We start from the raw sequence: 26,613 nt of genomic DNA, 5'->3' as shown, positions 1-26,613 counted from the left end.
AACTTCTAAAAAAACATTTCTGCCGAAATAACGTAGGATTTTACCGGAAAGTGTTATCTTTGCGACCAAGTTAAACTATATACTTACTACAATGATAATTTCCAAGTAAGACAACACTTCTAAGTAAACATCACTTTTCATTTATGCTTTTGACTTATCGTTAAGCATCACGAAATCCGTGTTGTTTAGCCAGTATTGTGTTTGTCGCCCTCTTCTCCGTGATTATCTTTCACTATTTCTTTCACTTCAAACCCAATAGACAACCATGCCTATAAGTATTCAACAAATCAGCTATATCCATCCGGATAAAGAAGTATTATTCAGTGACCTCAACTTTGCCATCAGTAAGGGGCAGAAACTGGGATTAGTCGGCAACAACGGCTGTGGTAAATCGACCCTGATGCAAATTATTGCCGGACAAATACCACCGTCTTCCGGTGTCATTGTCCGACCGGACGACCTTTATTACATTCCACAACATTTTGGACAATATGATTCATTAACTATCGCCCAAGCCTTGCATATAGACAGCAAGCAAAAAGCCCTACACGCTATTCTAGAAGGAGATGCCTCAACAGAGAATTTCGCACTACTGGATGATGACTGGAATATCGAAGAACGTTCCATCGCCGCCCTCGATTCGTGGGGGATAGGGCAGTTTCCCCTATCCTACCCGATGCATCTGCTCAGTGGCGGAGAAAAGACCCGTATCTTTTTAGCGGGTATGGATATTCACACACCATCTGTCATCCTCATGGATGAACCGACCAATCATCTTGATTCTTCGGGCAGGCAACGTTTGTATGATTGGGTAGAGAAATGGCGATCAACATTGCTTGTAGTAAGCCATGACCGCACTTTACTCAATCTTCTTCCCGAAATTTGTGAATTGGAGAAACACCAAATCACGTATTATGGTGGGAACTACGAATTCTACAAAGAACAGAAAGCCCTGATGCAGGAAGCTTTACAGCAGCGTATCGAAGAGAAAGAGAAAGCATTGAGGATAGCCCGCAAGGTAGCCCGTGAAACGGCCGAACGAAGAGATAAGCAAAATGTGCGTGGCGAAAAAGCTAATATTAAAAAAGGTGTTCCACGCATCGTACTAAACGCATTGCAAAGCAAATCGGAAAAAAGTACCAGCAAACTCAATAGCGTCCATCAGGAGAAAGCTGAAAAACTGACCGACGAACGCAACCAGCTCCGAGGTTCACTCTCTCCAACAGCTGCGCTAAAGACTGATTTCAACAGTTCTTCCCTGCACACTGGGAAAACGTTAGTTACAGCAAAAGAGATTAATTTCGGTTATTATCCTACCCTGAACGACAATGATAGTCAAAACGAGAACGATTGTCCAAGCGAGAATGATACTTCCTGCAGCAACGGCAATAACCCGCCAGCACAACTGCTTTGGCAAACTCCCATAAGTTTTCAGCTAAAGAGCGGCGACCGTCTCCGCATAGAAGGGACCAACGGCAGCGGAAAGACCACTCTTCTGAAAATCATCACCGGACAACTCCAGCCACAGGAAGGAACACTCACACGGGCAGATTTCTCATACGTCTATCTGAATCAGGAGTATTCTATCATCGACGACCGGAACAGCATCCTCGAACAGGCTTACGCTTTCAACAGCCGGAACCTGCCGGAGCACGAAATAAAGATTATTCTGAACCGTTACCTGTTTCCCGCATCCGAATGGGATAAATCCTGTCGGAAACTAAGCGGTGGTGAGAAGATGCGGCTCGCTTTCTGCTGCCTGATGATTAGTAATAATACACCGGATATGTTTATCCTGGACGAACCGACCAATAATCTGGATATACAGAGTATTGAAATCGTCACTACGACTATCAAGAATTATGCCGGTACTGTTATAGCCATTTCGCACGATAATTATTTCATTCAGGAAATTGGTATCGACCAATCTATTGCATTAAGCTAATGCATTGATATTTTATCTGATAAAGTATCAAATATTAATACCGTTTTTTATACCTTCGCAACGCGAAGCAAAAGAAGACTAATAAAATGAATAGAACAATGCAATCATGGTGGTTTGTCTTTTATAAAGACCAGCTATTACTTGAGAAAAGAGAGGATGGCACATTTGCCCTTCCTTATGGAGAAATACCTCCTATTGTCATCAAAGAAAAAACAACCGTGCACAATATCACAACGCTGGAAGGGAGAAACTGCAAGTCTTTCTCCCTCTCCGCGCCTATTGAAGAAACAGGGCAGTATACGATGATTGGGCTTCGTACCTCATATGAGTATCTCCCGCTGACTCATTACCAGACAGCAGGAAAAGCGCACGAGATTCTGCATTGGGACAGAAACAGCCAGTTCTGCTCTGCCTGCGGCACTCCTATGGAACAGAAAGAGGACATCATGAAACGTTGCCCGAAATGCGGAAGGGAAGTATATCCGTCCATTTCAACCGCAGTTCTCGTCCTGGTGAGAAAAGAAGATTCACTGCTTCTGGTCCATGCCCGCAACTTTAAAGGAACGTTCAACAGTCTTGTTGCCGGATTTTTGGAAACCGGAGAGACACTAGAAGAATGTGTAGCGCGTGAAGTGAAAGAGGAAACCGGACTGGACGTGAAGAATATCACTTATTTCGGCAATCAGACATGGCCTTATCCCAGCGGGTTGATGGTCGGTTTTATCGCAGATTATGCCGGTGGAGAAATCAAATTGCAAGAGGAAGAGTTAAGCTCCGGAGATTTCTATACACGGGATAACCTACCGGAACTTCCCCGAAAACTGAGCCTTGCACGGAAGATGATTGACTGGTGGCTGGAATCTCCTAACCAATAACCGGACATGGAAAACATTATCAAAGGTATCCGCCGATATTATCCGGTATATGGGTAAAACGAATATTCACTAAAAAAACAATCATAAACCAACCTCATGGAATTATCAACAAAAACACCACGAATTGAAGTAGTAGATGCCCTCAGAGGCTTTGCCGTCATGGCTATCCTCTTGGTGCATAACCTGGAGCATTTCATTTTCCCCGTCTATCCGGAAAGTTCTCCCGAATGGCTCACCATTTTGGATGCCGGGGTATTTAACGCGACATTCTCACTGTTTGCGGGAAAATCTTACGCTATCTTCGCCCTGCTTTTCGGATTCACTTTCTATATCCAGTCGCACAACCAGCAGTTGAAAGGAAAAGACTTCGGCTATCGTTTTTTATGGAGAATGGTATTACTTGCAGGTTTTGCCACTCTTAACGCCGCTTTTTTTCCGGCAGGAGATGTTCTGCTCCTGTTTGTTGTGGTCGGCATCGTACTGTTTATCGTACGCAAATGGAGCGATAAGGCTATTTTAATCACTGCTATCCTGTTCTCGCTGCAACCTATTGAATGGTTCCACTACATTATGAGCCTTTTCAACCCTGCCTATACCCTGCCCGACTTAAACGTTGGAGCGATGTATGCCGAAGTGGCTGCCTACACCAAAGACGGCAACTTCTGGGAGTTCCTGATAGGTAATGTCACTCTGGGGCAGAAAGCCAGCCTATTCTGGGCTATCGGCGCCGGACGTTTCTTACAGACTGCCGGACTTTTCCTGTTCGGTCTGTATATCGGACGCAAACAGTTGTTCGTCACCACCGAATCTCATCTGAAATTCTGGATGAAAGCGCTTATTATCGCTGCTATCAGCTTCGCTCCTCTTTATTCTTTGAAAGAGCAAATCATGCATAGTGACAGTAGCCTTATCCAACAGACAGTAGGGACCGCTTTTGATATGTGGCAGAAATTCGCGTTCACCATCGTATTAATTTCTTCTTTCATTTTACTGTATCAGAAAGCCAAATTTCAAAAAGCCGTTTCCAGCCTGCGCTTCTACGGTAAGATGAGTCTGACAAACTATATTTCCCAGTCTATCCTGGGTGCCATTATCTATTTTCCATTCGGATTTTATCTGGCTCCTTATTGCGGATATACTCTAAGTCTGATTATCGGTATCGTTCTTTGCATATTGCAGGTTCAGTTCTGTAAGTGGTGGCTATCCAAACATAAACAAGGGCCGTTGGAGACGATATGGCATAAATGGACTTGGATAGGAACTAAAAAATAACAAAAAGGTTCTTATAAAATAAAGAAAGCAGGCTACGAAATACACTCAAACTACAAACGAACAACTTATGAATATGAAACTGAACGTATCACTCTAAAGCATCAACAAAACATGTGTATCCGCAGCCTGCTTATTGAAATTGAGATGATGCCAATAGAACAAGATTCTTCCAAGATTGATTAGAAAGTCGGCTTAAAGAATGCAAAGGAATTGAAAGAACTGTGCTAAAGCAGGCAAAACGCTTGAAAACAAGAGAAATCAAGACTATCATATAGATAAAAAAGAAGCGCCTCTATACTCTTCGGAAAGATTATAGAGGCGCTATTTTTATTATTGTCCTATTCTGAAACTATCAGAAGAAACAGAATCAGATGCCCAATGACTTCTTCACTGCTTCAATCTTTTCCATAGCGGCAGATTCGGCAGAAGCGAAACAGTTGCGGCATCCCATTTCACCTTGAACTTCCATATAGAACTTAATCTTAGGTTCTGTTCCGGAAGGACGAACTGAAACTTTGCTGCCGTCTTCTGTGAAATACTGAAGAACGTTTGATGATTCCGGCATATCAATGTCAGTTACATTTCCTTTGTCATCTGTCTGCTTCAGAGTCTTGTAGTCTTTGCTCAGGATTACTTTAGAACCGCCCAATTCTTTCGGTGGGTTAGCACGGAAGTTTTCCATCATGGCTTTGATTTCTTCAGCACCGCTCTTACCCGGCTTCACAACGTTTACGGTGAATTCTTTAGAGAATCCGTATTCTACGTAAATATCAAGCAACAATTGATAGAGTGACTTACCGTTATCTTTAGCCCAGGCAGCAACTTCGGCAATCAAGCAGCAAGCTGATACAGCATCTTTATCGCGAACAAAGTCTTCGGCAAGGAATCCGTAGCTTTCTTCACCACCACCGATATATTTCTGTTTACCTTCACGCAGACGGATTTCACGTGCAATCCATTTGAAGCCTGTGTAGCAGTCGAGCATTTCGATGTTATTCTTATTGGCTATTTTCTTGATAAGCTCGGTAGTAACAATAGTCTTCACACAGAACTCATTACCTTTAATCTTACCCAGTTGCTTGTACTGAGTCAAGATATAATAAAGGTACATCATACAAGTCTGGTTACCGTTGATAAGCACCCATTCGCCTTTGTCGTCCTTGCAAGCAATACCTACACGGTCAGCATCCGGGTCGGAAGCCATTACGAGGTCAGCATCAATTTCTTTAGCCAGGTTCACAGCCATAGAAAGAGCTTCCGCATTTTCCGGGTTCGGAGAAATAACAGTCGGGAAGTTACCGTCCTTAATCATCTGTTCGGGAACAGTGAATATGTTTTCGAATCCCCACATCTTCAATGCACGCGGAATCAACATCATACCTGTACCGTGAATCGGAGTATAAACGATTTTCATATCCTTGTGGCGGGCAATAGCTTCCGGGGCGATAGAAACGGTTTTCACCATATCCAGATAAACCTTGTCGATATCTTCACCGATAATCTGAATCAAATCCGGATTACCCTGGAATTTGATGTCGGCAGCAGAAGCAATAGCGTTTACTTCGTCGATAATGCCCTTATCGTGCGGAGCCAATACTTGAGCTCCGTCATCCCAATATGCCTTGTAACCGTTGTATTCTTTCGGGTTGTGAGAAGCAGTCAGGATAATACCGCTCTGGCAACCGAGGTGACGGATAGCGAAAGACATTTCCGGGGTGGGACGCATATCGTCGAACAGATATACTTTGATACCATTGGCAGAGAAGATATTAGCGGAAGTTTCTGCAAACAAGCGGCTGTTGTTACGGCAGTCGTGACCAACCACTACAGAAATCTGTGACAAGTCTTTGAAGTTCTTTTTCAGATAGTTGGAAAGTCCTTGAGTAGCGGCACCTACCGTATAGATATTCATACGATTGCTACCTACTCCCATGATACCACGCAGACCGCCTGTACCAAATTCCAGGTCTTTGTAGAATGCTTCAATTAGTTCGGTCTTATCGTCATTTTCCAACATACGTTTCACTTCAGCCTGAGTTTCGGCATCATAAGCCGGGGTCAGCCATTTTTCGGCTTTCTCAGTGACCTGTTTAATGAGTTCCTGATTTTCCATTTCGATTGTTATTTATATGGTTAATGAATTATTTACTGTTATATTCTTGAGCACACAAATGTAAAATAATAAGTTTATAATTCCTAGTTATTCAATTGAAAATTGAGAATTGAAAATTAAAAAATGATTGATTGCCGTTATTTTTCAATTTTCAATTCTCTATTCTTATTTTACCAGATATCTGTCTCCGGTCTGTTTGACATATTCCTGTAAGAATTCCTTCGGATAACCGGGACGAAGCACTCCGGCAGGTTGTCCGATAGAATTACGTTCGAATTGTCCGTCCTTCACCCGTTTCACTACTCCATCGTTATACTTCACAATCAGGAAAGTACCTAGTTGCTTCCATGTATCGAAAGTACTCTGTGCGGTCATGTTAGTATAGTTTGTCAGGAAAGCAATTGCAGCGTTCTTATCCTTTTCCAACAATTTGGCTGCCATCTCTTCAATACCTTGCTGTGCGTTGTTGAAAGTCGTTTCCATCTCCTTCTGCGCTTCACGAACATCACCAATCATCAAATCATAACGCGGATAAACCATATTTGCCACCCAGTTGAAAATCCAGAAAGCAGAATTCCAGGAGAAGGTAATATAATCGGCTCCATCCACACGCGTATAGCAAACCGGCACTTTCGTAGCACAACAATAGACGGGAGTAAATACCGCCATATTCGCATCGTCCACGCCAAACCAAAGTACGCCGCCTATCGGGTCGGGCATATTAGCACGCATTTGTGCAACAAATACAAAGCCGCTTTGTTGAGTAGAAATAGGTCGTTCGTTGAAATATTCCTGGTCGCCTACCTTAAAGTTCAGAGGAGAGAGACGGTATGGAGTTTTGTAAGGTCCTGCCCCGAAATCATTAGAGATGTCGAGCGGAGTTCCTTCGTAATGGTCGCGCATCATATCTTTCACATCTTGTACGGACAACTTCTGTTTCGGTTTTACGAAAAGAGGCATCGGTGTATCTGTTTTTCCTTCTATATAAGGAAGATAGTCATTTCCATTGTCAGTGAACTTATTGAAATAGCTCCATACACGGGCTTCGCAGAAACGACGTGCACCGAAATCAAGGGGAGCATACGCAAGCGAAAAACTAAAATCTTTATTCACTCCATTAAAGTATCCCCTTTCACGCGCGAAAGAGATAACGTCGGGAGAGTACATACAGTTTTCTTTGTCGTTCATGTCAAACTGATGGATGCGTGCCTGGTTGGCATGAGCCGAGATACAATCGTCCGGCACACGAACAGCTACCCAAACAGCTCCACGGATACCGGGACCTTTGCCAATCATTTCCATAATCCATATTTCGTTCGGGTCGGCAATGGTGAAAGATTCCCCACTGCTGTAATAGCCGTATTGCTGTACCAAGTCAGTCATTATCTTGATAGCTTCGCGGGCAGTACGCGAACGTTGCAGTCCGATATAAATAAGGCTTCCATAGTCAATAATACCAGTAGAATCCGCCAATTCGGGACGCCCGCCGAAGGTCGTTTCACCAATCGTAACCTGATATTCGTTCATATTGCCGGTCACGTTGTAAGTCTGCCGTGCCTGTTCGATTTCTCCCAAGTATTTACCGGTATCCCATTCGTACACTTTCAGCATGGTTCCTTTCGGATAAGTGGCTGCCGGATAATGATACAGTTCTCCAAACAGCCCATACGAATCGGCAGAATAGGAAACGATGGTCGAACCGTCGGTAGAAGCATTCTTACCGACTATCAGATTGGTACAAGCGAAAGTATTCGCCACAGCCGCCATCAGTACGGCGGCACACAAAATCATTCTTTTCTTCATAATATTATATATGATTCACTTTTAATAATTACCAAACAAAAGTCTCACGGGATACAGTCTCATTTCCGCAATTATCGGTCACCGTAAATTCAACGGTGTGCTTGCCGCCTTTTTTCACGTGTTTTGAGTCAAGCTTGCATTCCCAATATGACTTCACAATATTAGGCCGCCCGAAAAGTGCGTACTTTCCGTCAATCATGCCCCGATAGGAAGCAATGCCGGCGCCTTCGTCTTTCAGCCGATAGACAATCTTTCCGTTTCTTCCCCACTGGTTCTTATTGATAGGGATGATTTCGGGCGGTATCGTATCCATGGCAACGGTGTAAGTCCCCAATTCACGGACAGATGTTTTCATGTAACCGTCGTCATACTTCCCGCCTACACTATATTTCCTGCCTTTCGGAGTCACACGGGCTACATAATACTTTGTTGTGTCGGCTACCGGCTTTCTGCGCAGACCGATACGAATCTCGCACCCCGCATGAAGCGGAACAGGTTTGTCATTTATCTGATAAGTAAATGCTACTGCCCCACTATCGGCTTTCACCTGATAGTTGAGAGGAACATCGTCATACAACATCCCTTTCGGAACGACCAAGCTCAGTCCCGGTTCTTGCAGATAATTTGTCTTATCCCAAGCAAAAAAGTATTTCTCCCGATGACTCAAAGGTTCAACCGGCTGCTTCCGTCCACGTACAGTAAAACTGTATTTGGAAGTATTCCCGAAAGCATCTTTTAAGGTATATAGAAACTGATAATCCCGTTCTTCGTCAATCGTCACCAAACCGCGATTACCATTCGATGCCTTCAACAGACGCAAAGTATTCCCCGGTTCAATAAAAGATTTCATGTATTGCCCGCACGTCCATGAGTTTATCATCCTGTTTTCTTCCTGAGAAAAGCGGTCTACCGTACTACGGAAAACCTCATTTCCATCTACCGTAAGAACAACCGAATACACTCCATAATGATTGCTGACCCCATCCATGTAATCATATGCCTTGATGCCTGTACCTATCACTCCCCATGCTTCCACCGGACTTTCCGCGTTCGGAAGAATTATTTTGGTCTGCTGTTTTCCATCTACCACACCTTTACCCGGCTGCGGAAAAAACATAATTCCATCAGCTTTGGGGGCACGCGTATCTTTTATCTTCGATTTGAAGAAAGGCATCGGGTCGATATAATCCCCCGATTCTGTTTCGAACACATCCAAATGCAGATGCGGACCGAACGAATAGCCTGTATTCCCGCTCCATGCTATCTGTTGACCGCCTTTCACTGGATATTCATCCGGTTCGGGAATAATCTCCACTTCCCAATTCTCATTCTCATATTGAAGTTTCTCCACCCTTTCGGCAATAGGGGAAGTAAAACCGCTCAAGTGCCGGTTGATAGTAGAATAACCGTTATGATAACAGACATCAAGTACATATCCTGAACCATTGGTGACACGGATACGTGAAATATACCCGTCGGCAAGGGCACGGACAGGTTTTCCGATAACTCCGCCTGTTTTAAAATCCAATCCGCCATGAAAGTGGTTAGAGCGGATTTCTCCGAAGTTTCCGCTCAATGTAAGAGGAAAGTCAAAAGGTGGTACAAAGGTAGCTTGCTTCTTTTCTTGTCCACAAACTCCGATGCAACAAGCCAGCATCAAAGCAGTGATATATTGTTTTATCATTCCATTCACTATTTTACTCCCCGCAAATGTACACTATTCCAACTAAATTACGAAATATCCGGGCGGAATGATAGCCGGAGATACTAGTTAATAATTCTTTTTATTATTATATTCATTGCAAACCTGTATCTATTATGTTATTTATATTAGTACTTTTGCATCCGTTTTTAATTATAATTAAATATAAAGAACTCAATGAGAATGTATGTAAAAGTAATGGCAGCGGTCATTGCATGTATATTGATGAGTGGAGAAGCGCACTCAGCATTTGCAACTACCCCCGCTACAGAAAATCTGAGTTGGTTTAAAAAGAAAAAGAAGAAACCAGAAGAAAAAGAGGAGAAGAGTAAAAACGACTACGAAAAATTAGTGGAAGGCAGCAAAACAACAAAAGGAATGTTTGCTGTACATCAAAAGAAGAACGATTATTATTTTGAAGTTCCCACATCACTTTTAGGACGTGACCTATTAGTTGTCAATAAACTGCAAAGAGTCCCCGCCGAACTGAATGAAGCAGGTGTAAACCGTGGAGTAAATTATGAGAACCAGATGGTTTGCATGGAATGGGACAAGGCAAGCGGCAAACTGATGTTCCGCCAACAACGTCCATTGCCTCTGGCTCCTCAGAAAGATGCCATATTCCGTTCGGTAAAGGACAACTTTATCTCTCCGCTGATTGCCGCATTCAAAATCGAAGCAATCAACGCGGATTCTACTGCATTGGTAATCAAAGTAAATGACATTTATGACGGTACGGAAACCAGTATCAATAATGTATTTACCAATATCAACCTGGGTACTTCGGCTATCAAAAACTTATCACGTATCCTTTCTATCAAGTCTTTCTCAAACAACGTCGTGGCAACTTCCGAGTTAACCACCCGGGTGACAGAAGGCACCACAACTGTATACGTGACGGTAGAAGTAAGCTCTTCTATCCTTCTGCTGCCTGAAACACCGATGATGGGACGTTTCGACAATCAGAAAGTCGGATACTTCACCAACCCGTTATTAAGTTTCAGCGATGCACAACAAAGAACGGACAAAACGCAGTATATCACACGTTGGCGTATAGAACCCAAACCGGAAGACCGGGAAGCTTACCTGAAAGGTCAACTAGTGGAACCTGCCAAACCCATCGTATTCTACATTGATAACTCGACTCCTTACCAATGGCGTTCGTATATCAAAAAAGGAATTGAAGACTGGCAAACCGCTTTCGAAAAAGCTGGTTTCAAGAATGCGATTATTGCAAAAGAAATCACGGACAACATGCATGTAGATATGGATGATGTCAACTATTCCGTACTGACTTACGCCGCTTCGGAAAAGAAAAACGCAATGGGGCCTTCCCTATTGGACCCACGTTCGGGAGAAATCCTGGAGGCTGACATTATGTGGTGGCATAATGTGCTTTCCATGGTACGCGAATGGATTACAGTACAGACGGGAACCGTTTGCCCGGAAGCCCGCAGCGTGCAGTTACCTGATGCCTTGATGGGCGACGCCATCCGTTTTGTGGCTTGCCACGAAGTAGGTCATTCTTTGGGATTGCGCCACAACATGATGGGCTCATGGGCTTTCCCGACAGATTCGCTACGTTCGGAAGCCTTCACTAGCAGAATGAATTCTACCGCTTCATCCATTATGGACTATGCACGTTTCAACTACGTCGCCCAGCCGGGAGACGGTGTGAAAGTACTTTCTCCGCATATCGGTCCTTATGATATGTTCGCTATCGAATATGGCTATCGCTGGTATGGAAAGAGTACTCCGGAAGAAGAGAAAGACCTCTTGTTTGATTTCCTGAGCAAACATACAGACCGTCTTTACAAATACAGCGAAGCACAAGATGTACGCGATGCCGTAGACCCGCGCGCGCAGAATGAGGATTTAGGAGACGACCCTGTTCGTTCTTCTTTACTCGGTATCGAAAACCTGAAACGTATCGTCCCGCAAATCCTTCAATGGACTACTACCGGAGAAAAGGGGCAGACTTATGAAGAAGCATCCCGTCTCTATTACGCTGTTATTAATCAGTGGAACAACTATTTGTATCATGTACTTGCCAACATAGGCGGTATTTATATCGAGAACACAACCGTAGGAGATGGCGTCAAGACTTACACATTCGTAGAAAAAGAGAAGCAACAAGCTTCGCTGAAGTTCCTCATGGACGAAGTTCTGACTTATCCCAAATGGCTGTTCGACACAGAAGTGGGAGAATATACTTACCTGCTCCGCAATACTCCAATCGGTCAGCAGGAGAACGCTCCTACCCAGATATTGAAAAATGCCCAAGCCTATATTCTTTGGGACTTGCTTGGCAACACCCGTCTGATGCGTATGATAGAAAATGAATCCGTCAACGGAAAGAAAGCCTTTACAGTAGTGGAACTGATGGACGGACTCCACAAGAACATTTTCGGTATTACTGAACGCGGTGGTATCCCCAACGTGATGGAACGCTCTTTGCAGAAGAACTTCCTGGATGCTTTACTTACTGCTGCCGCAGAACCGGAAGCCGTGAAAATCAACAAGAAAATTGCGAACGAGCATTTCTTGCTTGACCATGCCACTCCTTTCTGTAGCTGTTATGCTGCCGAACAACGTGCACTCCGCCAGGAAGACCGGATGGGTGCGCCGCGTGTGCTCAATTTCTACGGCAGCCAACTCAACCGTATTTCAGATGCCATCTCTGTGAAACGCGGTGAGTTATTACGCATCAAGAAGTTATTACAGAATCGTCTCGGAACTTCCGATACAGCTACACGCTACCATTATGAAGATATGATTTTACGTATTAATACCGCTTTGGGAATCAAGTAAAACAAACCTATTAATTAAACTATCTTACAATTAATGAGAATCAAATTTTTGTGCATTATTATATGCTTATTTGTTAATGCACTGGCTTCCGCCAGTGCTGCCAACCGCACTATTACCGGAGTAGTAATCTCCGGTGAAGATAATGAACCTCTGATTGGTGCTTCTGTTTATGTCCATGCAGACGATTTGAAGAAAGCCGGAGCATCACAGACTTCTCTGGGTACTATCACTGATATGGATGGTAAATTCTCTATTTCCGTTCCGGAAAAAGTAACGCGTATCCATTGCAGTTATATCGGCTTTGAAGAACAGGCTATTGTATTGCAAGGAGACAAGAGAAGCTATCACATCGTACTTCAACCCTCGGCTCATGCTTTGGCAGATGTGGTAGTAACGGGTTATCAGACATTGGAACGTAGAAAACTGACTGCTGCCATCTCAAAAGTTGAATTATCGGATGCGATGGTAGGTGCTACCAAAAGTATCGACCAGGCATTGACAGGACAAATTGCGGGTGTGGCAGTTACAAATACGTCCGGTGCTCCGGGAGCTCCGGCTAAAATTCGTATTCGTGGTACTGCTTCATTAAATGGAACACAAGATCCGTTGTGGGTATTGGATGGCATTCCTTTGGAAGGAACAGATATACCCAAGATGGAAGGTAAAACAGACAATGAGATCAGCGATATTAGCCAATCTTCAATAGCCGGACTCAGCCCGAATGACATAGAAAGCATCACAATCCTAAAAGATGCTGCCGCTACTGCTATTTATGGTGCTCGTGCAGCAAACGGTGTAATTGTAGTTACAACTAAAAGAGGAAGAACAGGAAAACCTGTTATTAACTTTAACACTAAATTAACATACACCCCCAACCTAGATGCATCACGTTTGAATCTACTTAATTCTGAGGAAAAAATAAACCTAGAATTACAATTAATGAGAGAGCCAAAAGATTCCTATAACAAATTACCTGTTTTTTATCGAAAAGGTGGAGTTGCTTCTATTTTGAATCAACATAATTTGTTAGATTTATATCAACAACAAGGATGGGATGCCTTAACCCCTGAAGTACAAAATGCCATTAATCAATTAAAAACAATAAATACCGATTGGAATGACATCCTATTCAGAGATGCATTCACACAAGAGTATAATTTCAGCATTTCAGGTGGTGGAGAAAAAGTGACTTATTATAATTCTCTTGGTTATTCCAAAGAAAATGGTAATGTACCGGGTGTAAGTATGAGCCGTTTCAATTTAACAAGCAAAACATCCTATCAAGTTAATAAAATTCTAAAATTTGGAGTATCTATTTTTGCTAACAGACGAAAGAATGAAAACTTCGTAACTGATACTTATGGATATTCCAACCCTATATACTATGCCCGCACAGCTAATCCATATTTAGAACCGTATGATGCTAATCATAATTATCAATACGATTATGATATTTCAACTTCGAGCTCTCCTAATTCAAAAACAGGTTTTAATATATTTGAAGAACGCGACAACACTAGCAATGAAACTATCATAACTGCACTCAATTCTATTTTTGATGTAGAGTTACGTTTCAATGATCAATGGAAAGTCACTTCACAAGTAGGTTTACAATGGGACCAGTCCGAACAAGAGCAATATGTAGGAAAGAATACTTTCAACATGCGTAATATGCGTGAAAATAGTAAGTATTGGGACAATCAAAGCCAAGATAATAAATATCTTCTTCCCGAAGGAGGAATGCACAAAAGAGGAGACTCCACAACCTCACAAATAACCTGGAAGTTACAAGGTGAATATAAACAAACTTTTAATGACATTCATGATGTACAAGTAATGGCAGGATCAGAAATCCGAAAAAACTGGTATAAATCACTTTCTTCCATCGGATATGGATACGATCCCAAAACATTGACTACTATACCAATTATATTCCCCGATGAATCTAAAGCAAAATCCTATCCCTTGCATACAAATAGTTATCAGGAAAACGCATTTGCTTCTTTCTACGCCAACGGTTCATATACCCTGTTGAATCGCTATACATTAGGCGGCAGTGTTCGTTTAGACGGTTCCGACTTATTCGGTGTTGATAAGAAATACCGTTTCTTACCTATATATTCACTCAGCGGTTTGTGGCGTCTTTCTAACGAGGAATTTCTAAAACAAAACCAATGGATAGATAATTTGGCACTTCGTTTATCATATGGTTTACAAGGTAATATTGATAAGAACACATCTCCTTTCTTAGTAGGAGACTACAATAATGTTACAATCTTACCTGGAAATACCGAGTCGAATATTACGATATCCAGTGCTCCTAACAGTAAATTACGTTGGGAAAAAACAGCCTCATACAATATCGGATTAGACTTCTCCGTACTTAACCAAGCTATAAATATGAGTGTAGACTACTATTACAGAAAAGGGACGGACTTAATAGGCAGCAAAGAACTTCCGTTGGAAAATGGATTTGCACTCATGAATATCAATTGGGCAAGTATGGAAAATAAGGGTGTCGAAGTGAATCTGCAAACACGTAATATTACTACTAAGAATTTCTCATGGTACACCACTTTTAACTTTGCCTATAACAATAACAAAGTATTAAAAGTTACCCCTTCATCTACAGACAAAACGCCAACTTTAGAAGGATATCCTGTAGGGGCTATCTTCGCTTTGAAAAGTGAAATAGATCCAAATACCGGACGCGTCCTCATCAAGCCGAAAGGAAGTGACAAAGCTGTCACCGTAGAAGAGCTGTTTAATGTGAAAGATGAATGGGGAATCGGCTTCTTTTCTTATGATATGGATCCTAAAACAGTAAGAGAATATTATGAATATGTAGGAACAACTGATGCACCATATACTGGAGGATTCATGAATACATTCAATTATCGAAACTGGGAACTAAATGTGAATTTCTCCTACAATTTAGGTGCCCATGTACGTACAAGTCCATCTTATGATATTGCAGATTTGGATCCCGGTCACAATATGAACAAAGATATTCTGGATAGATGGACCCCCGAAAATAAAAATGGAAAATTTCCAGCTCTAACGACACTTAATAATTATCCCGCTGATTATTATCTCTTTGCCAACGAAAAAGCTATTTACAGAAACTTAGATATATGGGTTAAGAAACTAAGCTATATACGTTTACAAAATATCCGTCTTGCTTATCATATTCCATCAGAATGGTTACATAAATTGAGCATTGGTGGAGCAACTGTTGGTTTAGAAGCGCGTAACTTGTTTGTATTTGGATCTAGTTATAAAAACTATATGGATCCGGAGTCAATGGGCAATCTATACTCTACTCCGGTAGCCAAATCTGTGACATTCAATTTGAGTCTTAATTTTTAAAAGAAAACAGTAATATGATAAAGAAATTATATATAGCCTTTATATTAGCAAGCAGCTCGCTAATGTCTTCTTGTGACAGTTTTCTGGATATTCAACCTGTAGGTAAAGTTATTCCAAATACACTAGAAGAATATCGAGCATTATTCGCCACTGCCTATAACGTACCACTTATCGACAGAAGCCTTTGTGATATGCGCACGGGAGATATAACAATCAGAAAGGATGAATATGACCAAAACAATTATGGTGATATAGAGAAATGGGCAGATATCAATCCCGGACCTGAGACAACAACATTTGAGTGGAGCAAGTATTATACAAATATCTACTATGCCAATGCCATTATAGATAAAAAAGACGAAATCACAGAAGGTACTCAAGAAGATATTAACCAACTTGTGGGAGAAGCTTATCTTATGAGAGGGTATATGCACTTCTTGTTAGTTAATCTTTATGGAGAACCTTATACTAAAACCGGAGCAACAGAAACAAAAGCTATACCCATCAAATTAAATCTCGATCTTGAGGAAGTTCCATCGCGTAGTACGGTAGGAGAAGTATATACAGCTATTATATCTGATATAGAAAGTGCTCGCGAACTCATTAACAAGAAGGAATGGGATGCAGGATACAATTACCGTTTCTCCACTCTTTCTGTGGATGCTTTAGAGTCTCGTATATATCTTTATATGGGAGAATGGCAAAAAGCATATGATGCAGCAGAACGTGTACTAGCTCAAAGTCCAGCTTTAGAAAACTTCAATAATGAAGACAGTAAACTTCCCAACCAATATCAATCAATAGAAATGATTACTGCCTATGAAACTATCTATAATTCTAGTATAGTGAAAGCTTCTCAAGCTACAGAATCATTTGTACAACAATTCGACCAAAGCAATGATCTTCGTCTAAGCAGATACTTTGGAAATGTAAATAGTGATGGCAATTATCCAATAAGAAAGACCGATGGGTATTCACAATATAGATGTAGTTTTCGTACCGGAGAACTTTATCTGAATATCGCCGAAGCTGCAGCCCATTTAAACAATCTTTCGGAAGCACGAAAACGACTTCTTCACCTTATGGAAAACCGATACACTTCGGAAGGATACGAGGAAAAGAAGAACTCTATAAATGCGATGAATCAAAACAATCTAATAAAAGAGATCTTAAATGAACGGGCGCGCGAACTAGCTTTCGAAGGACACCGTTGGTTTGATTTACGTCGCACAACTCGCCCTAGCATCCAAAAAGTCATAGATGGTCAACCTTATACATTAGAAGAAAATGACGCACGCTACACATTACGGATTCCACAAGCGGCAATCGATGCAAATCCTGGATTATTAAACTAAAGGTTTATTTATCCTTCTCAATTATAAATCAGATAAAACTCCTCTTGCAACCTCATTTGCAAAAGGAGTTTTTTCTATTCTCCCCACCACGTATCCGACATATAGCTCGAGTGGGTCTTTATGGATTATGTTCATCAAAATACCCAAACAAATATTTCTTCTCCGCCGCTTGCCGGTAAGATTCAATCAATTCACTCATAACTTCTGCCACCGACTGCCGACGGGATATAATTGCCGACACCTGCCCTATTTCCAACTCACCTTCCTCCAAATCGCCTTCAAACATTCCTTTCTTTGCACGTCCTCTTCCCAGCAAGTTTCGTAATTCTTCGGCAGAGGCACCACTGTCTTCCGCTTTCTCCACTGCATATCGGAAACCATTCTTTGCCAAACGCGTCGGAGCCAGTTTCTTTAATAATAACTTAGTATCTCCCTCACCAAGGCTCAGGCAATAATCCTTAAACACCGGACTTGCAGAGCTCTCTTCGGTCAAGGCGAAACGAGTACCTATCTGCACTCCCTCAGCCCCCAATACCATAGCAGCCAATATACCTTCTCCCGTACCAATGCCTCCAGCAGCTATCAAAGGCAAGGTAGTAGCCTCACGCACAGCAGGAATCAGACAGAAAGTTGTTGTTTCCTCACGACCGTTATGTCCACCGGCTTCAAAGCCTTCAGCCACCACAGCATCCACACCCGCTTCCTCACACTTCATTGCAAAACGGGAGGAAGAAACTACATGGACAACCGTTATTCCCCGTTCTTTCAACCATCCGGTCCATGTTTTCGGATTTCCGGCAGAAGTAAAAACAACCTTCACTCCTTCTTCCACCACAATATTCATTATCTCTTCTATCTGAGGATACATCAAAGGAATATTCACACCAAAAGGAAATTCCGTAGCCGCACGGCATTTACGAATATGCTCGCACAAAGTTTCGGGATGCATAGAACCTGCACCAATCAGACCTAAGCCACCCGCATTACTCACTGCGGAAGCCAGCCGCCAACCGCTACACCATACCATTCCACCTTGAATTATAGGATACTGTATCCCTAGAAGAGAAGTTATTCTATTCATAATTAATAATTTATCAATGCACTAATAATTTCATCCCCCATAAGAAACCGGGTTATTTACTAATGTGCCAATACAACAATATACAAATATATAAATCATTCAATTACAAACACTCTCCAGTCAGTATATTGTCGTATCGCAACATTAGTACATATATAACGCCCTTAACGGGCAATCTGTTCAATTGGCTTATTTATCAATACAGTCGTCGAGTCTCCATAAGTTCGCAGGACTTCCAACGTGCGGGCACGATTATCCCTCCCCTTCTTATTCCAAAAATCTTTTGTAAAGACTGCCATCAAGTCAAGCCCTCCGATAGTTCCGCCATTGATATACCCCCCGCTTGCCTGTATCTCATCCAAAGACTTACGCATTCCCTTTGCCATCGGATTACGTGCCCAGTTGGAGTATGATCTCTGATTCCGTAGTTCATAGAAAGGATCTCCCCGCCAGGTATTCTTATCCACCCTTATCTTTTTCTGATAGACAGGATCCCAATTAAAACGGGTATTTGCCTTATAAGGCATCAGGCTCAACACCACTTTCGGTTTAGGCAATGCTTCGGGCAACGATTCGTCAGGCAGCATCCAATTCTTTTCCTCCGACATCCGGGGAGTTCCCACCGCACCACCGAAATCAATCGACTTTACAGCATCCATATTCAGATGCAACTCCTGGTCACTATCCAGCAACTTCTTCAGATGCAATGAATCTTGTGCCGTCCATACTTGCGAATATGCAAGTAAAGTCATCAGACACAAAGCCATAGTTGTCCAGAAACGTTTCATCAATCTATTCATCCTCTTTATTCTTTCATTACCTAATACCTTTCAAATGCCTCATATGTACCTACACACAACCCGATTCTAGTGCAGTCCATTGAGCGTAACAAGCCCCTCTCAGCAGTAAAAAGACTACTGATATAAACAAACGTTCCCACATGAATGTTCGCTATTTTTTATTCCGAACGCATCTCCTTTTTAGTGTCACCACCAACGATAGCCCGATCCGCAAAGCGGTTCGTCATAACACGGGTCAATCGTCCACCGGGTCTTCGGATACTGCCGTTCTTCCCACCAGCTACGATAGCAGGCGGCTGCATCGAGCACTTCCTCGTCGGTCAGAAAATAGATTGCTTCATAATTCTCGGCATTCGCCAATACCATTTTGCAACCCATTGACGGCGGTGTGCCCTGACGGATATATTCAATCACCCAAAGCATACATTCACCCAAGCGAATCTTACCGTTGTTCGTATTATAAACCGACGGAAAAGAAGGGATAATTGTCAGATCTTCTGCATATTTCAAAAGTTCGGGAATATCCTCTTCCATGAAATGAGGAACTTCCACCACTCCTTTGTCATTCTTCATCTTATACGTGCCCGACTTCAATTGCTTCACAAAAAGGCCAACATCCGGATTATTGTAATCCATTTCTTCGCTGCTGCATCCACTGAAAGATACAATCAGGCAAAGTGCCATCCACAGCATTACAAGTGTTTTTTTCATTTTCATAAGGATTAATACGTCATGCGAAGTCCGCAAAGTAAATTAAAATTAGTCGGCCGTTTCGTGCGTACCGTAGCCAGTTTCGAATCCGTGCTGAAATGGTGCGAAATACCGGGTTCGGCAAAAAGCGCAAGTCGGTCGTTAATCTTATAATTGATTCCAATGCCGGCAGTCACTGCCAGTTGGATAGGTTCTTCCTTGAAACTATTGTCCGGCGCGCCGGCGATACATTTATCCGCTATTCCGCCTACAGTAGCGTAAAGGTCAACTTTCTTTGTATCCATCAACGTCACATTCACCCGGACAGGGATACCCAAATAGTGTAAATGTTGTCCTGCCGAACGAAGATTTGAATAAAGCAATCCGGTTTCTATTCCCAGATAATCATTCAGTTTCCGTTCTACTGTCACCCCTGCGGAGATTGGCATCTTATAAGTACCGTCATCCGCCGGAAGTGCCGTGCCTAACTGCGCTTTTATCGCCCAGCGATGTCTCTTCACAACTTTTCCGGGAGGAACAGCCGGACTTGCAGTTTCTTCCTGCACGGCAGATGATTCCGTATTTCCATTTGCAGCCTGCCAATAACCATTATAACCTTGATTACCGTAACGATTGCCACTTCCCGCAGTAGTCGACGAAAAAGAGAACGACATGGAGAAGGTAATAGAAAGCGAATCCTCCTCTTCCACACATTGCGACAACATACCGAAAGACTTAGGAGCCGGTTTCGGCAAAACAGGTTCCACCGGCAACGGCAATTGATTGACACGTATTCCGTCTCCGTCCATTTGTCCTCCATTCGTCACAGCTATCTTCGTAAACGCCTCTTCCATCTCTTCCTTGGGAGAGAAATACAGGAAAGTAGCCGATGCAGCCGCCAGGACGAGCAACACTGATGCCGCAGCCGCCACACGGAAGAGCAGGATCCGACGGCGATGTTGGCAAGCCACAGGAATATCCTGCGAGAGCTCTTCCCAAAAGCCATCCCGGACACTCACCCCCGCATCAGCGAGACGTGTGCGAAACAGATCGGTTATTTCATCATTTTCTTTCTTCATTGTTCCTATACTCTTTAATTCTTTTTGCTAACAAATACTTGGCGCGATGCAACTGCGAAGTAGACGAATGCTCTTTGATATGGAGCATTTGAGCTATCTCCTTGTGTGACTTTTCTTCAAACACATAAAGATTGAAAACGGTTCGGCAACCATCCGGCAATTCGGCAATGAATGCCATCAACCGCTCCTCGGAGATTCCAGCCCCTCCTCCCGAATCCGATATATCGGGTATATCGGGAAGCTGCTCTTCATGCACTACCAACTGACTGACTCGTTTCTCCCGTCTCAGATAATCGAGCGATTGAGTGACCATCACCCGGGTTATCCATGTGCAGAGCGACGATTCGCCCCGGAAGGAGAAGTTGGTAAAAATCTTGATGAAACCGTCATGCAGTACATCGTGCGCCGCATCCATATCGCCCGTATAGCGGAAACATACCGCCAACATCTGTTTGGAATAGAGGGTGTAAAGTTCCTTTCGGGCTGAATCCTTTCCTGCCCGACAGCCCTTTACCAGTTCTATCTCGTTTTCCAAGTCAATTACCTTTTTTTAAAGCCGAACGTATGTCTGCGTCGTTTTATCTATTAGACGCAAGAGTTTGGGGAATACTGCAACAGAAAATGTTAAAGAATACAAATAGAAAAGTTTTTTCTGAAGCATTTGCGAAAAACATGGAAGAGTAGGAAGCAATCTTTAAATGCAAATAACGCGGATAACGCGGATTCTTTTTATAAAGTCTTAAATCCATGTCATCCGCGCTATCCGCGTCTAAAAAAGCGTCATGCCAATCTTCTCCTTTCCATCAGCACGCCTTGAAGCTCATATCCAGTCCTTTCACTGAATGAGTCAGCGCACCTACAGAGATAAAGTCTACACCGCATTCGGCATAGTCACGAAGAGTATCAAAGGTGATGCCACCCGAAGATTCGGTTTCGTATTTACCGCCCACCATCTCTACTGCTTTTTTCGTCGTTTCGGGAGTGAAGTTATCAAACATGATACGGTCTACTCCACCGAGATCGAGCACTTGTTGCAGTTCGTCGAAGCTGCGGACTTCTATTTCTATCTTCAGGTCTTTACCTTTTTCTTTGCAATAATCTTTAGCACGGGTGATAGCTTTATCAATACCTCCGGCAAAGTCAACGTGATTGTCTTTCAAGAGAATCATATCGAACAGACCGATACGATGGTTTACGCCGCCACCGATCTTCACAGCCATCTTCTCGAGGATACGCATGCCCGGAGTTGTCTTACGGGTATCCAGTACGCGGGTATTTGTACCTTCCAGCTTCTTTGCGTATTTGCGGGTCATTGTCGCAATACCACTCATACGTTGCATCACATTCAGCATCAGACGCTCAGTCTGGAGCAATGACTGTACTTTTCCTTCCACTACCATTGCTACATCGCCCGGCTTCACTTCCGTTCCGTCGTTGATAAATACTTCGACTTTCATAGTCGGGTCGAAACGGTTGAAGATTTCTTTAGCCACTTCGATACCTGCCAGCACGCCGGCTTCCTTGATAAGCAATTTTGATTTTCCCATTGCCGTAGCAGGGATACACGAAAGGGTGGTATGGTCGCCATCACCTATATCTTCTGCAAAAGCAAGATCGATCAGTTTGTCGATCAGTTCTTTTTCCTTATTCATTGATTTTGTCAATTCTTATTTGGTGTATTAAACATTTATTCTGTACTTTCTTCAAGAAGCAATTCACACGGAAACTTCCCTTCGTAGTAGCCAACGTGCCGATAACGAAACTCGATTCGTCCCGTTTTCCCTGATGGTTCACGTTAAATCCGCTGACTTTATTCTCCGTAAAGAATTCTTGCATCATAGCTGTTGCTTTCTGTTTTTCAACGTTTGTCGAGCGACCTTGGAGCACCAGGTTTACCTTGTCCCCCATATACTTACTCAGCTCTTGCGAGCTTCCTCTTTTAAATGCCGTAATCACTCCTGCCGGTATCTCTTGCGCCATAAGCAACGAGAGGGAAAGAAGCAAAGCGGCCATTCCTACGAGCACTCGTTTTTTCATAATTACAAGCTTTTAAGTTGAAGTTTAAAGCCTTAAACTTTCAACTAATGATAGGCAAAGGTAAGCATTAATTGCAGAATAACATAAAAAATGCCTATTTTTGTGCATTAATCAGAATTATAGAGACATGAAGACAACCCTGATCGTCGTTGGACGAACCGTAGAACAACACTATATTACAGCTATCAACGACTATATACAGCGCACCAAACGGTTTATCACTTTTGATATGGAAGTGATTCCTGAACTGAAAAACACCAAGAGTCTTTCAATGGAAGTACAGAAAGAAAAGGAAGGAGAACTGATACTGAAAGCCCTTCAATCGGGTGACGTCGTGGTGCTGCTCGATGAACACGGAAAAGAAATGCGCTCCCTTGAATTTGCCGATTACATGAAGCGGAAAATGAATACAGTCAACAAACGGCTGGTGTTCATTATCGGAGGTCCCTACGGCTTCTCTGAAAAAGTCTATCAAGCAGCCCACGAGAAGATTTCAATGTCGAAAATGACTTTCTCGCATCAGATGATTCGGCTGATATTCGTGGAGCAAATTTATCGGGCAATGACGATATTGAATGGAGGGCCGTATCATCATGAGTAAACGTCTACTATAATATTATAAATGAGATAAAATATTTTGCTTTACCTCATGCTAAGAAATATCTACAAACATACCAGTCAAGCACGCCTCTTTAGGCTACTATTGACGGAACAATAGGTTCAGACATGGTACAACATGGTTTTAATCTAACAGACAATGTAAGTCGTGCAAATATTGAATTTCAAGCGCATCTTCTAACCGATATAATGATGTGCTATGTTTTAGATGGGGCGGGAGGGAACTCTGTAGCAGTTGGGAAAGATGATGACGCTTATTCGAAATGGTTATTTGATATGACTCATTTTGGTGATGAATCTGATAAGTTTAATATAGATTTATTTAATAGTCAATGGGAACAATGGTTTCCTTCTTTTAATGAAAGATATAAAAATGTCCCAAGTTATCAAGGAATAAATGGAGACTACGATTGGAAATGGGATGAAATGATCGAAGCTTTTTTCGAAAGTTTAGAAAATGCTCAACCACCACTGTTTTTTGATAATGGAGAAGTTGGTGGACAGTAACTATATTGATCGTCCTTTAAGATAAACATATATTATTTGATATAAAAAATAAAGAAGATGAAACAGTGTATCATATTATCTATGGTAACTATATACAATCTTACAGTTTAAAACCTCTTAAAGGTTGTAAACTGTAAGATTGTATATAGTTACCAAATTAAGAATTACAATATTATGAAAAATCTACTAGATTTGCAATTATCAATACCATGTCTCGATGAATTAACAACACGAAAGCTGCTAGGCGGAGACGGATACGTACCGACTAATCCTCCTGAATTTGACTATAGTAATGAGTTACCTGAATTCGATCTAAACTTACCACCATTAGATCCAGAGGAATCTAATTTGCATGATCCTGGCATCTATGATGGACCTCCTGCCGGTTTTGAGACTGATTATGAGATTCAATATCCCGATATGGAGCAAGTGCAAGTGCCTTCTGAAAATGATCAAATCGATGAAAGAGATGACAAGTCGGATTTAGAGAATAATGAATCTGATTGGGAAAATGAACAGAATTATAAAGACGACCAAAATGAATTAAATAACGATAGCAATTGGGATGGTCAAGACACTTCTGATTATACAGAGGAGGAGCATCTAAGGAATGAAGATAGAGACAGCAATGGACGACCAGACTGGGCAGATACTTTACTAAGTCGTGTTTTTCCACCGTTAGCCGAGTATGCAGAATATTTAGATATCATCTTCTTCACTGACCCCAATTTGGGAGAAGCGGTAGGAACTTATCAGAACCATGAAATTACGCTAAAAAATAATGAGATAAATGATGCAAACATCATTTATCTTACTCATGAGCTCATTCATGCCATACAAGATAGCATCGGAATGTTAAATGATAAGGGAATGGCGAATGTGGAATTTCAAACACATTTATTAACGGATCTCATTCGTACAGTACATACTGGTAATCAATTAAACACCGCTCTTCCTTTATTAACTGAAGAAGCTAACCAAGAATATAAAAATTGGTTGAGTAGTTTAATTAATATCGACGATACTTTCAATAAAGAACTTTTTGAGAGTAAATGGCAAAGTTATTTTCCTTATTTTATAGAACAGCATAAGAATATTGAAGGTTATCAAGGAGTAGATGAGAATTTTAATTGGCATTGGGACAAATTTATAGAAATTCTTTTTTTTAAATAAAATTATCGCAATAGATCTATGATGAAATCAGAATAGTCGTTTCTCTATCGATTTGTTTTAGTTCTTTAATTTTACAAATCTAATATAAAATTATATTATGAAGTTGCTTTATCCACTTTTGTTCCTAACATTTTATTGTGTACTTGATGTAATGGGACAACCTAATATCATCAAAAAGGAAGTTGTTAATAATGATACTGTGATATGGAAAAGTATTATCATTCCTTCAGCTAAGACTAAATATATTTCTATTTATGTCGCTAGTGATCAAATCAAATTGCCAAGTTTACGAGGTAGCTCTGCAGGAATTAATGTAATAGGGAATATTCCTGTTTCACAGGAAGATATGTCATATTTCGGGATTAGCATTTTAACATTAGAGGAAATCGAACACATATTAAAATGCCAAGATATCCGTCCATTTATTATAGATTTTAATGTTGATACAGAAGGGCAAGTTACTAATATTAAGTTTTTAATAAGTCAAAACATAGCTTTCAAATATAGTTCTTCTGAACTTTATAGAATTAGGAATGAAATAAAAAAAAGACTTTCTTTTAAAAGTAAAGTAAAATATGAATATGAAACTGTCAATTTTGGTCTTCTGATAACCAAAGAAAAGATCCTTTCCGTATATAAACACCTTTTAGAAAAGCATTCAGAAAAGTAACCTTGTTTCGTTTATAATATCAGTGTTATGAATACAATTTTAAGATTATTCTTGATTGTAGCATTTATGCAATCAGGAAGTTTATTAGCACAGCAAGGTAATAATGACACGCTCTCATTAATTTATCAAGAAGTGGATAATGACTATAAATATGGATACATCAATTCTAAAGGAGAAGTTATTGTTCCAATAGGCAAATATAGCTGGATTTACCATACAAAATTTAAGACTCTTGGGTTTGTGGCTAAAGATGGGAATATATGGGCTATAGACCCGTCCGGCAAAGAGCGATTTCGTGTTTTCTGTTTTGACAATGGTCCAGATTATCTTTCAGAGGGACTATTCCGAATGGTAGATGAACAATCAAAAATTGGTTTTGCAGATTCTTTGGGACATATTGTCATTACCCCCCGATTCGAGTTTGTCAGTCCATTTAAAAATGGATTGGCAGCATTCAATGCCGGAGGCAAAAAAGTGCAGGATAGAGAGCATAGTTTCATAGAAGGTGGTAAATGGGGATATGGCGATCTGAAAGGAGATACTATATATCCTGCCATATTTGATTCTGCTTCATATTATATAGGAGATAAGACAACAGTAAAATACAAAGGGAAAGTTACAACTATTGGTCAAATTGACCATCGAAAAGAATGAGTGAAAAGATTCTTGATTTTATAAAGCATCATTGTCCAGCATCAGATATTGTTGGCATT

General features: G+C 41.6%; 20 protein-coding genes and 1 pseudogene. 11 read left to right on the top strand and 10 right to left on the bottom strand.

The window, feature by feature from the left end:
* Window positions 1-265: 265 nt before the first annotated feature.
* The 3 genes and pseudogenes from CLIN57ABFB40_RS03240 to CLIN57ABFB40_RS03230 all read left to right on the top strand — a co-directional run bounded on the left by CLIN57ABFB40_RS03240 (window position 266) and on the right by CLIN57ABFB40_RS03230 (window position 4,092).
* Window positions 266-1,945 (top strand): ABC-F family ATP-binding cassette domain-containing protein, encoded by a 1,680-nt coding sequence (locus tag CLIN57ABFB40_RS03240; protein WP_175628860.1) that lies wholly within the window; start codon window positions 266-268, stop codon window positions 1,943-1,945.
* A gap of 80 nt (window positions 1,946-2,025) precedes the next feature.
* Window positions 2,026-2,820: pseudogene (gene nudC / locus CLIN57ABFB40_RS03235) on the top strand (NAD(+) diphosphatase); the annotation flags it as partial.
* Between the two features lie 96 nt (window positions 2,821-2,916).
* The gene (locus CLIN57ABFB40_RS03230) at window positions 2,917-4,092 is read left to right on the top strand and encodes a DUF418 domain-containing protein (RefSeq protein ID WP_175628858.1); all 1,176 of its coding nucleotides are present in this window, start codon (window positions 2,917-2,919) and stop codon (window positions 4,090-4,092) included.
* Between the two features lie 367 nt (window positions 4,093-4,459).
* Here the strand turns inward: CLIN57ABFB40_RS03230 and CLIN57ABFB40_RS03225 are convergent, their stop codons facing one another.
* From CLIN57ABFB40_RS03225 to CLIN57ABFB40_RS03215, 3 genes are all read right to left on the bottom strand, one after another.
* On the bottom strand, window positions 4,460-6,205 hold the full coding sequence (locus CLIN57ABFB40_RS03225; RefSeq protein ID WP_175628857.1) for a phospho-sugar mutase: 1,746 nt from the start codon (window positions 6,203-6,205) through the stop codon (window positions 4,460-4,462).
* Between the two features lie 165 nt (window positions 6,206-6,370).
* Window positions 6,371-8,008, bottom strand: a complete 1,638-nt coding sequence (locus CLIN57ABFB40_RS03220) for a C69 family dipeptidase (RefSeq protein ID WP_175628856.1) — start codon at window positions 8,006-8,008, stop codon at window positions 6,371-6,373.
* A gap of 28 nt (window positions 8,009-8,036) precedes the next feature.
* A complete protein-coding gene (locus tag CLIN57ABFB40_RS03215; protein WP_175628855.1) occupies window positions 8,037-9,692 on the bottom strand; it encodes a M23 family metallopeptidase in 1,656 nt (551 codons plus the stop codon).
* 195 nt (window positions 9,693-9,887) lie between these two features.
* Between CLIN57ABFB40_RS03215 and CLIN57ABFB40_RS03210 the strand changes: the two genes are divergently transcribed.
* Genes CLIN57ABFB40_RS03210 through CLIN57ABFB40_RS03200 form a run of 3 tightly spaced genes read left to right on the top strand, consistent with a single transcriptional unit; the run spans window position 9,888 to window position 17,245 of the window.
* Complete coding sequence (locus tag CLIN57ABFB40_RS03210) at window positions 9,888-12,521, top strand: zinc-dependent metalloprotease (protein WP_175628854.1); 2,634 nt, start codon at window positions 9,888-9,890, stop codon at window positions 12,519-12,521.
* Window positions 12,522-12,554: 33 nt separating this feature from the next.
* Window positions 12,555-15,890 carry a SusC/RagA family TonB-linked outer membrane protein gene (locus tag CLIN57ABFB40_RS03205; protein WP_175628853.1) on the top strand — a complete coding sequence of 1,112 codons (3,336 nt, stop codon included), beginning with the start codon at window positions 12,555-12,557 and terminating at the stop codon, window positions 15,888-15,890.
* 14 nt (window positions 15,891-15,904) lie between these two features.
* Window positions 15,905-17,245, top strand: a complete 1,341-nt coding sequence (locus CLIN57ABFB40_RS03200; protein ID WP_175628852.1) for a RagB/SusD family nutrient uptake outer membrane protein — start codon at window positions 15,905-15,907, stop codon at window positions 17,243-17,245.
* A gap of 118 nt (window positions 17,246-17,363) precedes the next feature.
* Here the strand turns inward: CLIN57ABFB40_RS03200 and CLIN57ABFB40_RS03195 are convergent, their stop codons facing one another.
* From CLIN57ABFB40_RS03195 to CLIN57ABFB40_RS03165, 7 genes are all read right to left on the bottom strand, one after another.
* A complete protein-coding gene (locus CLIN57ABFB40_RS03195; protein WP_175628851.1) occupies window positions 17,364-18,326 on the bottom strand; it encodes an NAD(P)H-dependent flavin oxidoreductase in 963 nt (320 codons plus the stop codon).
* A gap of 164 nt (window positions 18,327-18,490) precedes the next feature.
* A complete protein-coding gene (locus tag CLIN57ABFB40_RS03190; RefSeq protein ID WP_175628850.1) occupies window positions 18,491-19,126 on the bottom strand; it encodes a DUF4858 domain-containing protein in 636 nt (211 codons plus the stop codon).
* 186 nt (window positions 19,127-19,312) lie between these two features.
* The gene (locus CLIN57ABFB40_RS03185) at window positions 19,313-19,837 is read right to left on the bottom strand and encodes a DUF4943 family protein (RefSeq protein ID WP_175628849.1); all 525 of its coding nucleotides are present in this window, start codon (window positions 19,835-19,837) and stop codon (window positions 19,313-19,315) included.
* Between the two features lie 11 nt (window positions 19,838-19,848).
* The gene (locus CLIN57ABFB40_RS03180; RefSeq protein ID WP_175628848.1) at window positions 19,849-20,895 is read right to left on the bottom strand and encodes an outer membrane beta-barrel protein; all 1,047 of its coding nucleotides are present in this window, start codon (window positions 20,893-20,895) and stop codon (window positions 19,849-19,851) included.
* Window positions 20,879-21,430, bottom strand: coding sequence for an RNA polymerase sigma factor (locus tag CLIN57ABFB40_RS03175; protein WP_167966440.1), 552 nt, complete (start codon window positions 21,428-21,430; stop codon window positions 20,879-20,881). Before CLIN57ABFB40_RS03175 ends, CLIN57ABFB40_RS03180 begins: the two co-directional genes overlap by 17 nt.
* A 268-nt stretch (window positions 21,431-21,698) precedes the next feature.
* Window positions 21,699-22,547, bottom strand: coding sequence for a carboxylating nicotinate-nucleotide diphosphorylase (gene nadC / locus CLIN57ABFB40_RS03170; RefSeq protein ID WP_175628847.1), 849 nt, complete (start codon window positions 22,545-22,547; stop codon window positions 21,699-21,701).
* The gene (locus CLIN57ABFB40_RS03165; RefSeq protein WP_175628846.1) at window positions 22,540-22,932 is read right to left on the bottom strand and encodes a DUF4783 domain-containing protein; all 393 of its coding nucleotides are present in this window, start codon (window positions 22,930-22,932) and stop codon (window positions 22,540-22,542) included. The genes nadC and CLIN57ABFB40_RS03165 overlap by 8 nt, the downstream gene beginning before the upstream one ends.
* A 127-nt stretch (window positions 22,933-23,059) precedes the next feature.
* Between CLIN57ABFB40_RS03165 and rlmH the strand changes: the two genes are divergently transcribed.
* The 5 genes from rlmH (at window position 23,060) to CLIN57ABFB40_RS03140 (ending at window position 26,554) form a co-directional block, all read left to right on the top strand.
* Entirely contained in the window at window positions 23,060-23,533 is a 474-nt protein-coding gene (rlmH, locus tag CLIN57ABFB40_RS03160; RefSeq protein ID WP_175628845.1) for a 23S rRNA (pseudouridine(1915)-N(3))-methyltransferase RlmH, read from the top strand.
* A gap of 125 nt (window positions 23,534-23,658) precedes the next feature.
* Entirely contained in the window at window positions 23,659-24,057 is a 399-nt protein-coding gene (locus CLIN57ABFB40_RS03155) for a hypothetical protein (protein WP_175628844.1), read from the top strand.
* Window positions 24,058-24,231: 174 nt separating this feature from the next.
* Window positions 24,232-25,230: a hypothetical protein gene (locus CLIN57ABFB40_RS03150; RefSeq protein ID WP_175628843.1), complete on the top strand. Its 999-nt coding sequence runs from the start codon at window positions 24,232-24,234 to the stop codon at window positions 25,228-25,230.
* Window positions 25,231-25,327: 97 nt separating this feature from the next.
* A complete protein-coding gene (locus CLIN57ABFB40_RS03145; RefSeq protein ID WP_175628842.1) occupies window positions 25,328-25,900 on the top strand; it encodes a hypothetical protein in 573 nt (190 codons plus the stop codon).
* 27 nt (window positions 25,901-25,927) lie between these two features.
* Window positions 25,928-26,554 carry a WG repeat-containing protein gene (locus CLIN57ABFB40_RS03140; protein ID WP_175628841.1) on the top strand — a complete coding sequence of 209 codons (627 nt, stop codon included), beginning with the start codon at window positions 25,928-25,930 and terminating at the stop codon, window positions 26,552-26,554.
* The last annotated feature ends 59 nt before the right edge of the window (window positions 26,555-26,613 follow it).

The sequence above is a fragment of the Bacteroides acidifaciens genome, assembly GCF_903181435.1.
Lineage (GTDB): Bacteria > Bacteroidota > Bacteroidia > Bacteroidales > Bacteroidaceae > Bacteroides.
The sequence above is the reverse complement of the archived record's forward strand: the minus strand, read 5'-3'. Positions and strand labels throughout refer to the sequence as shown.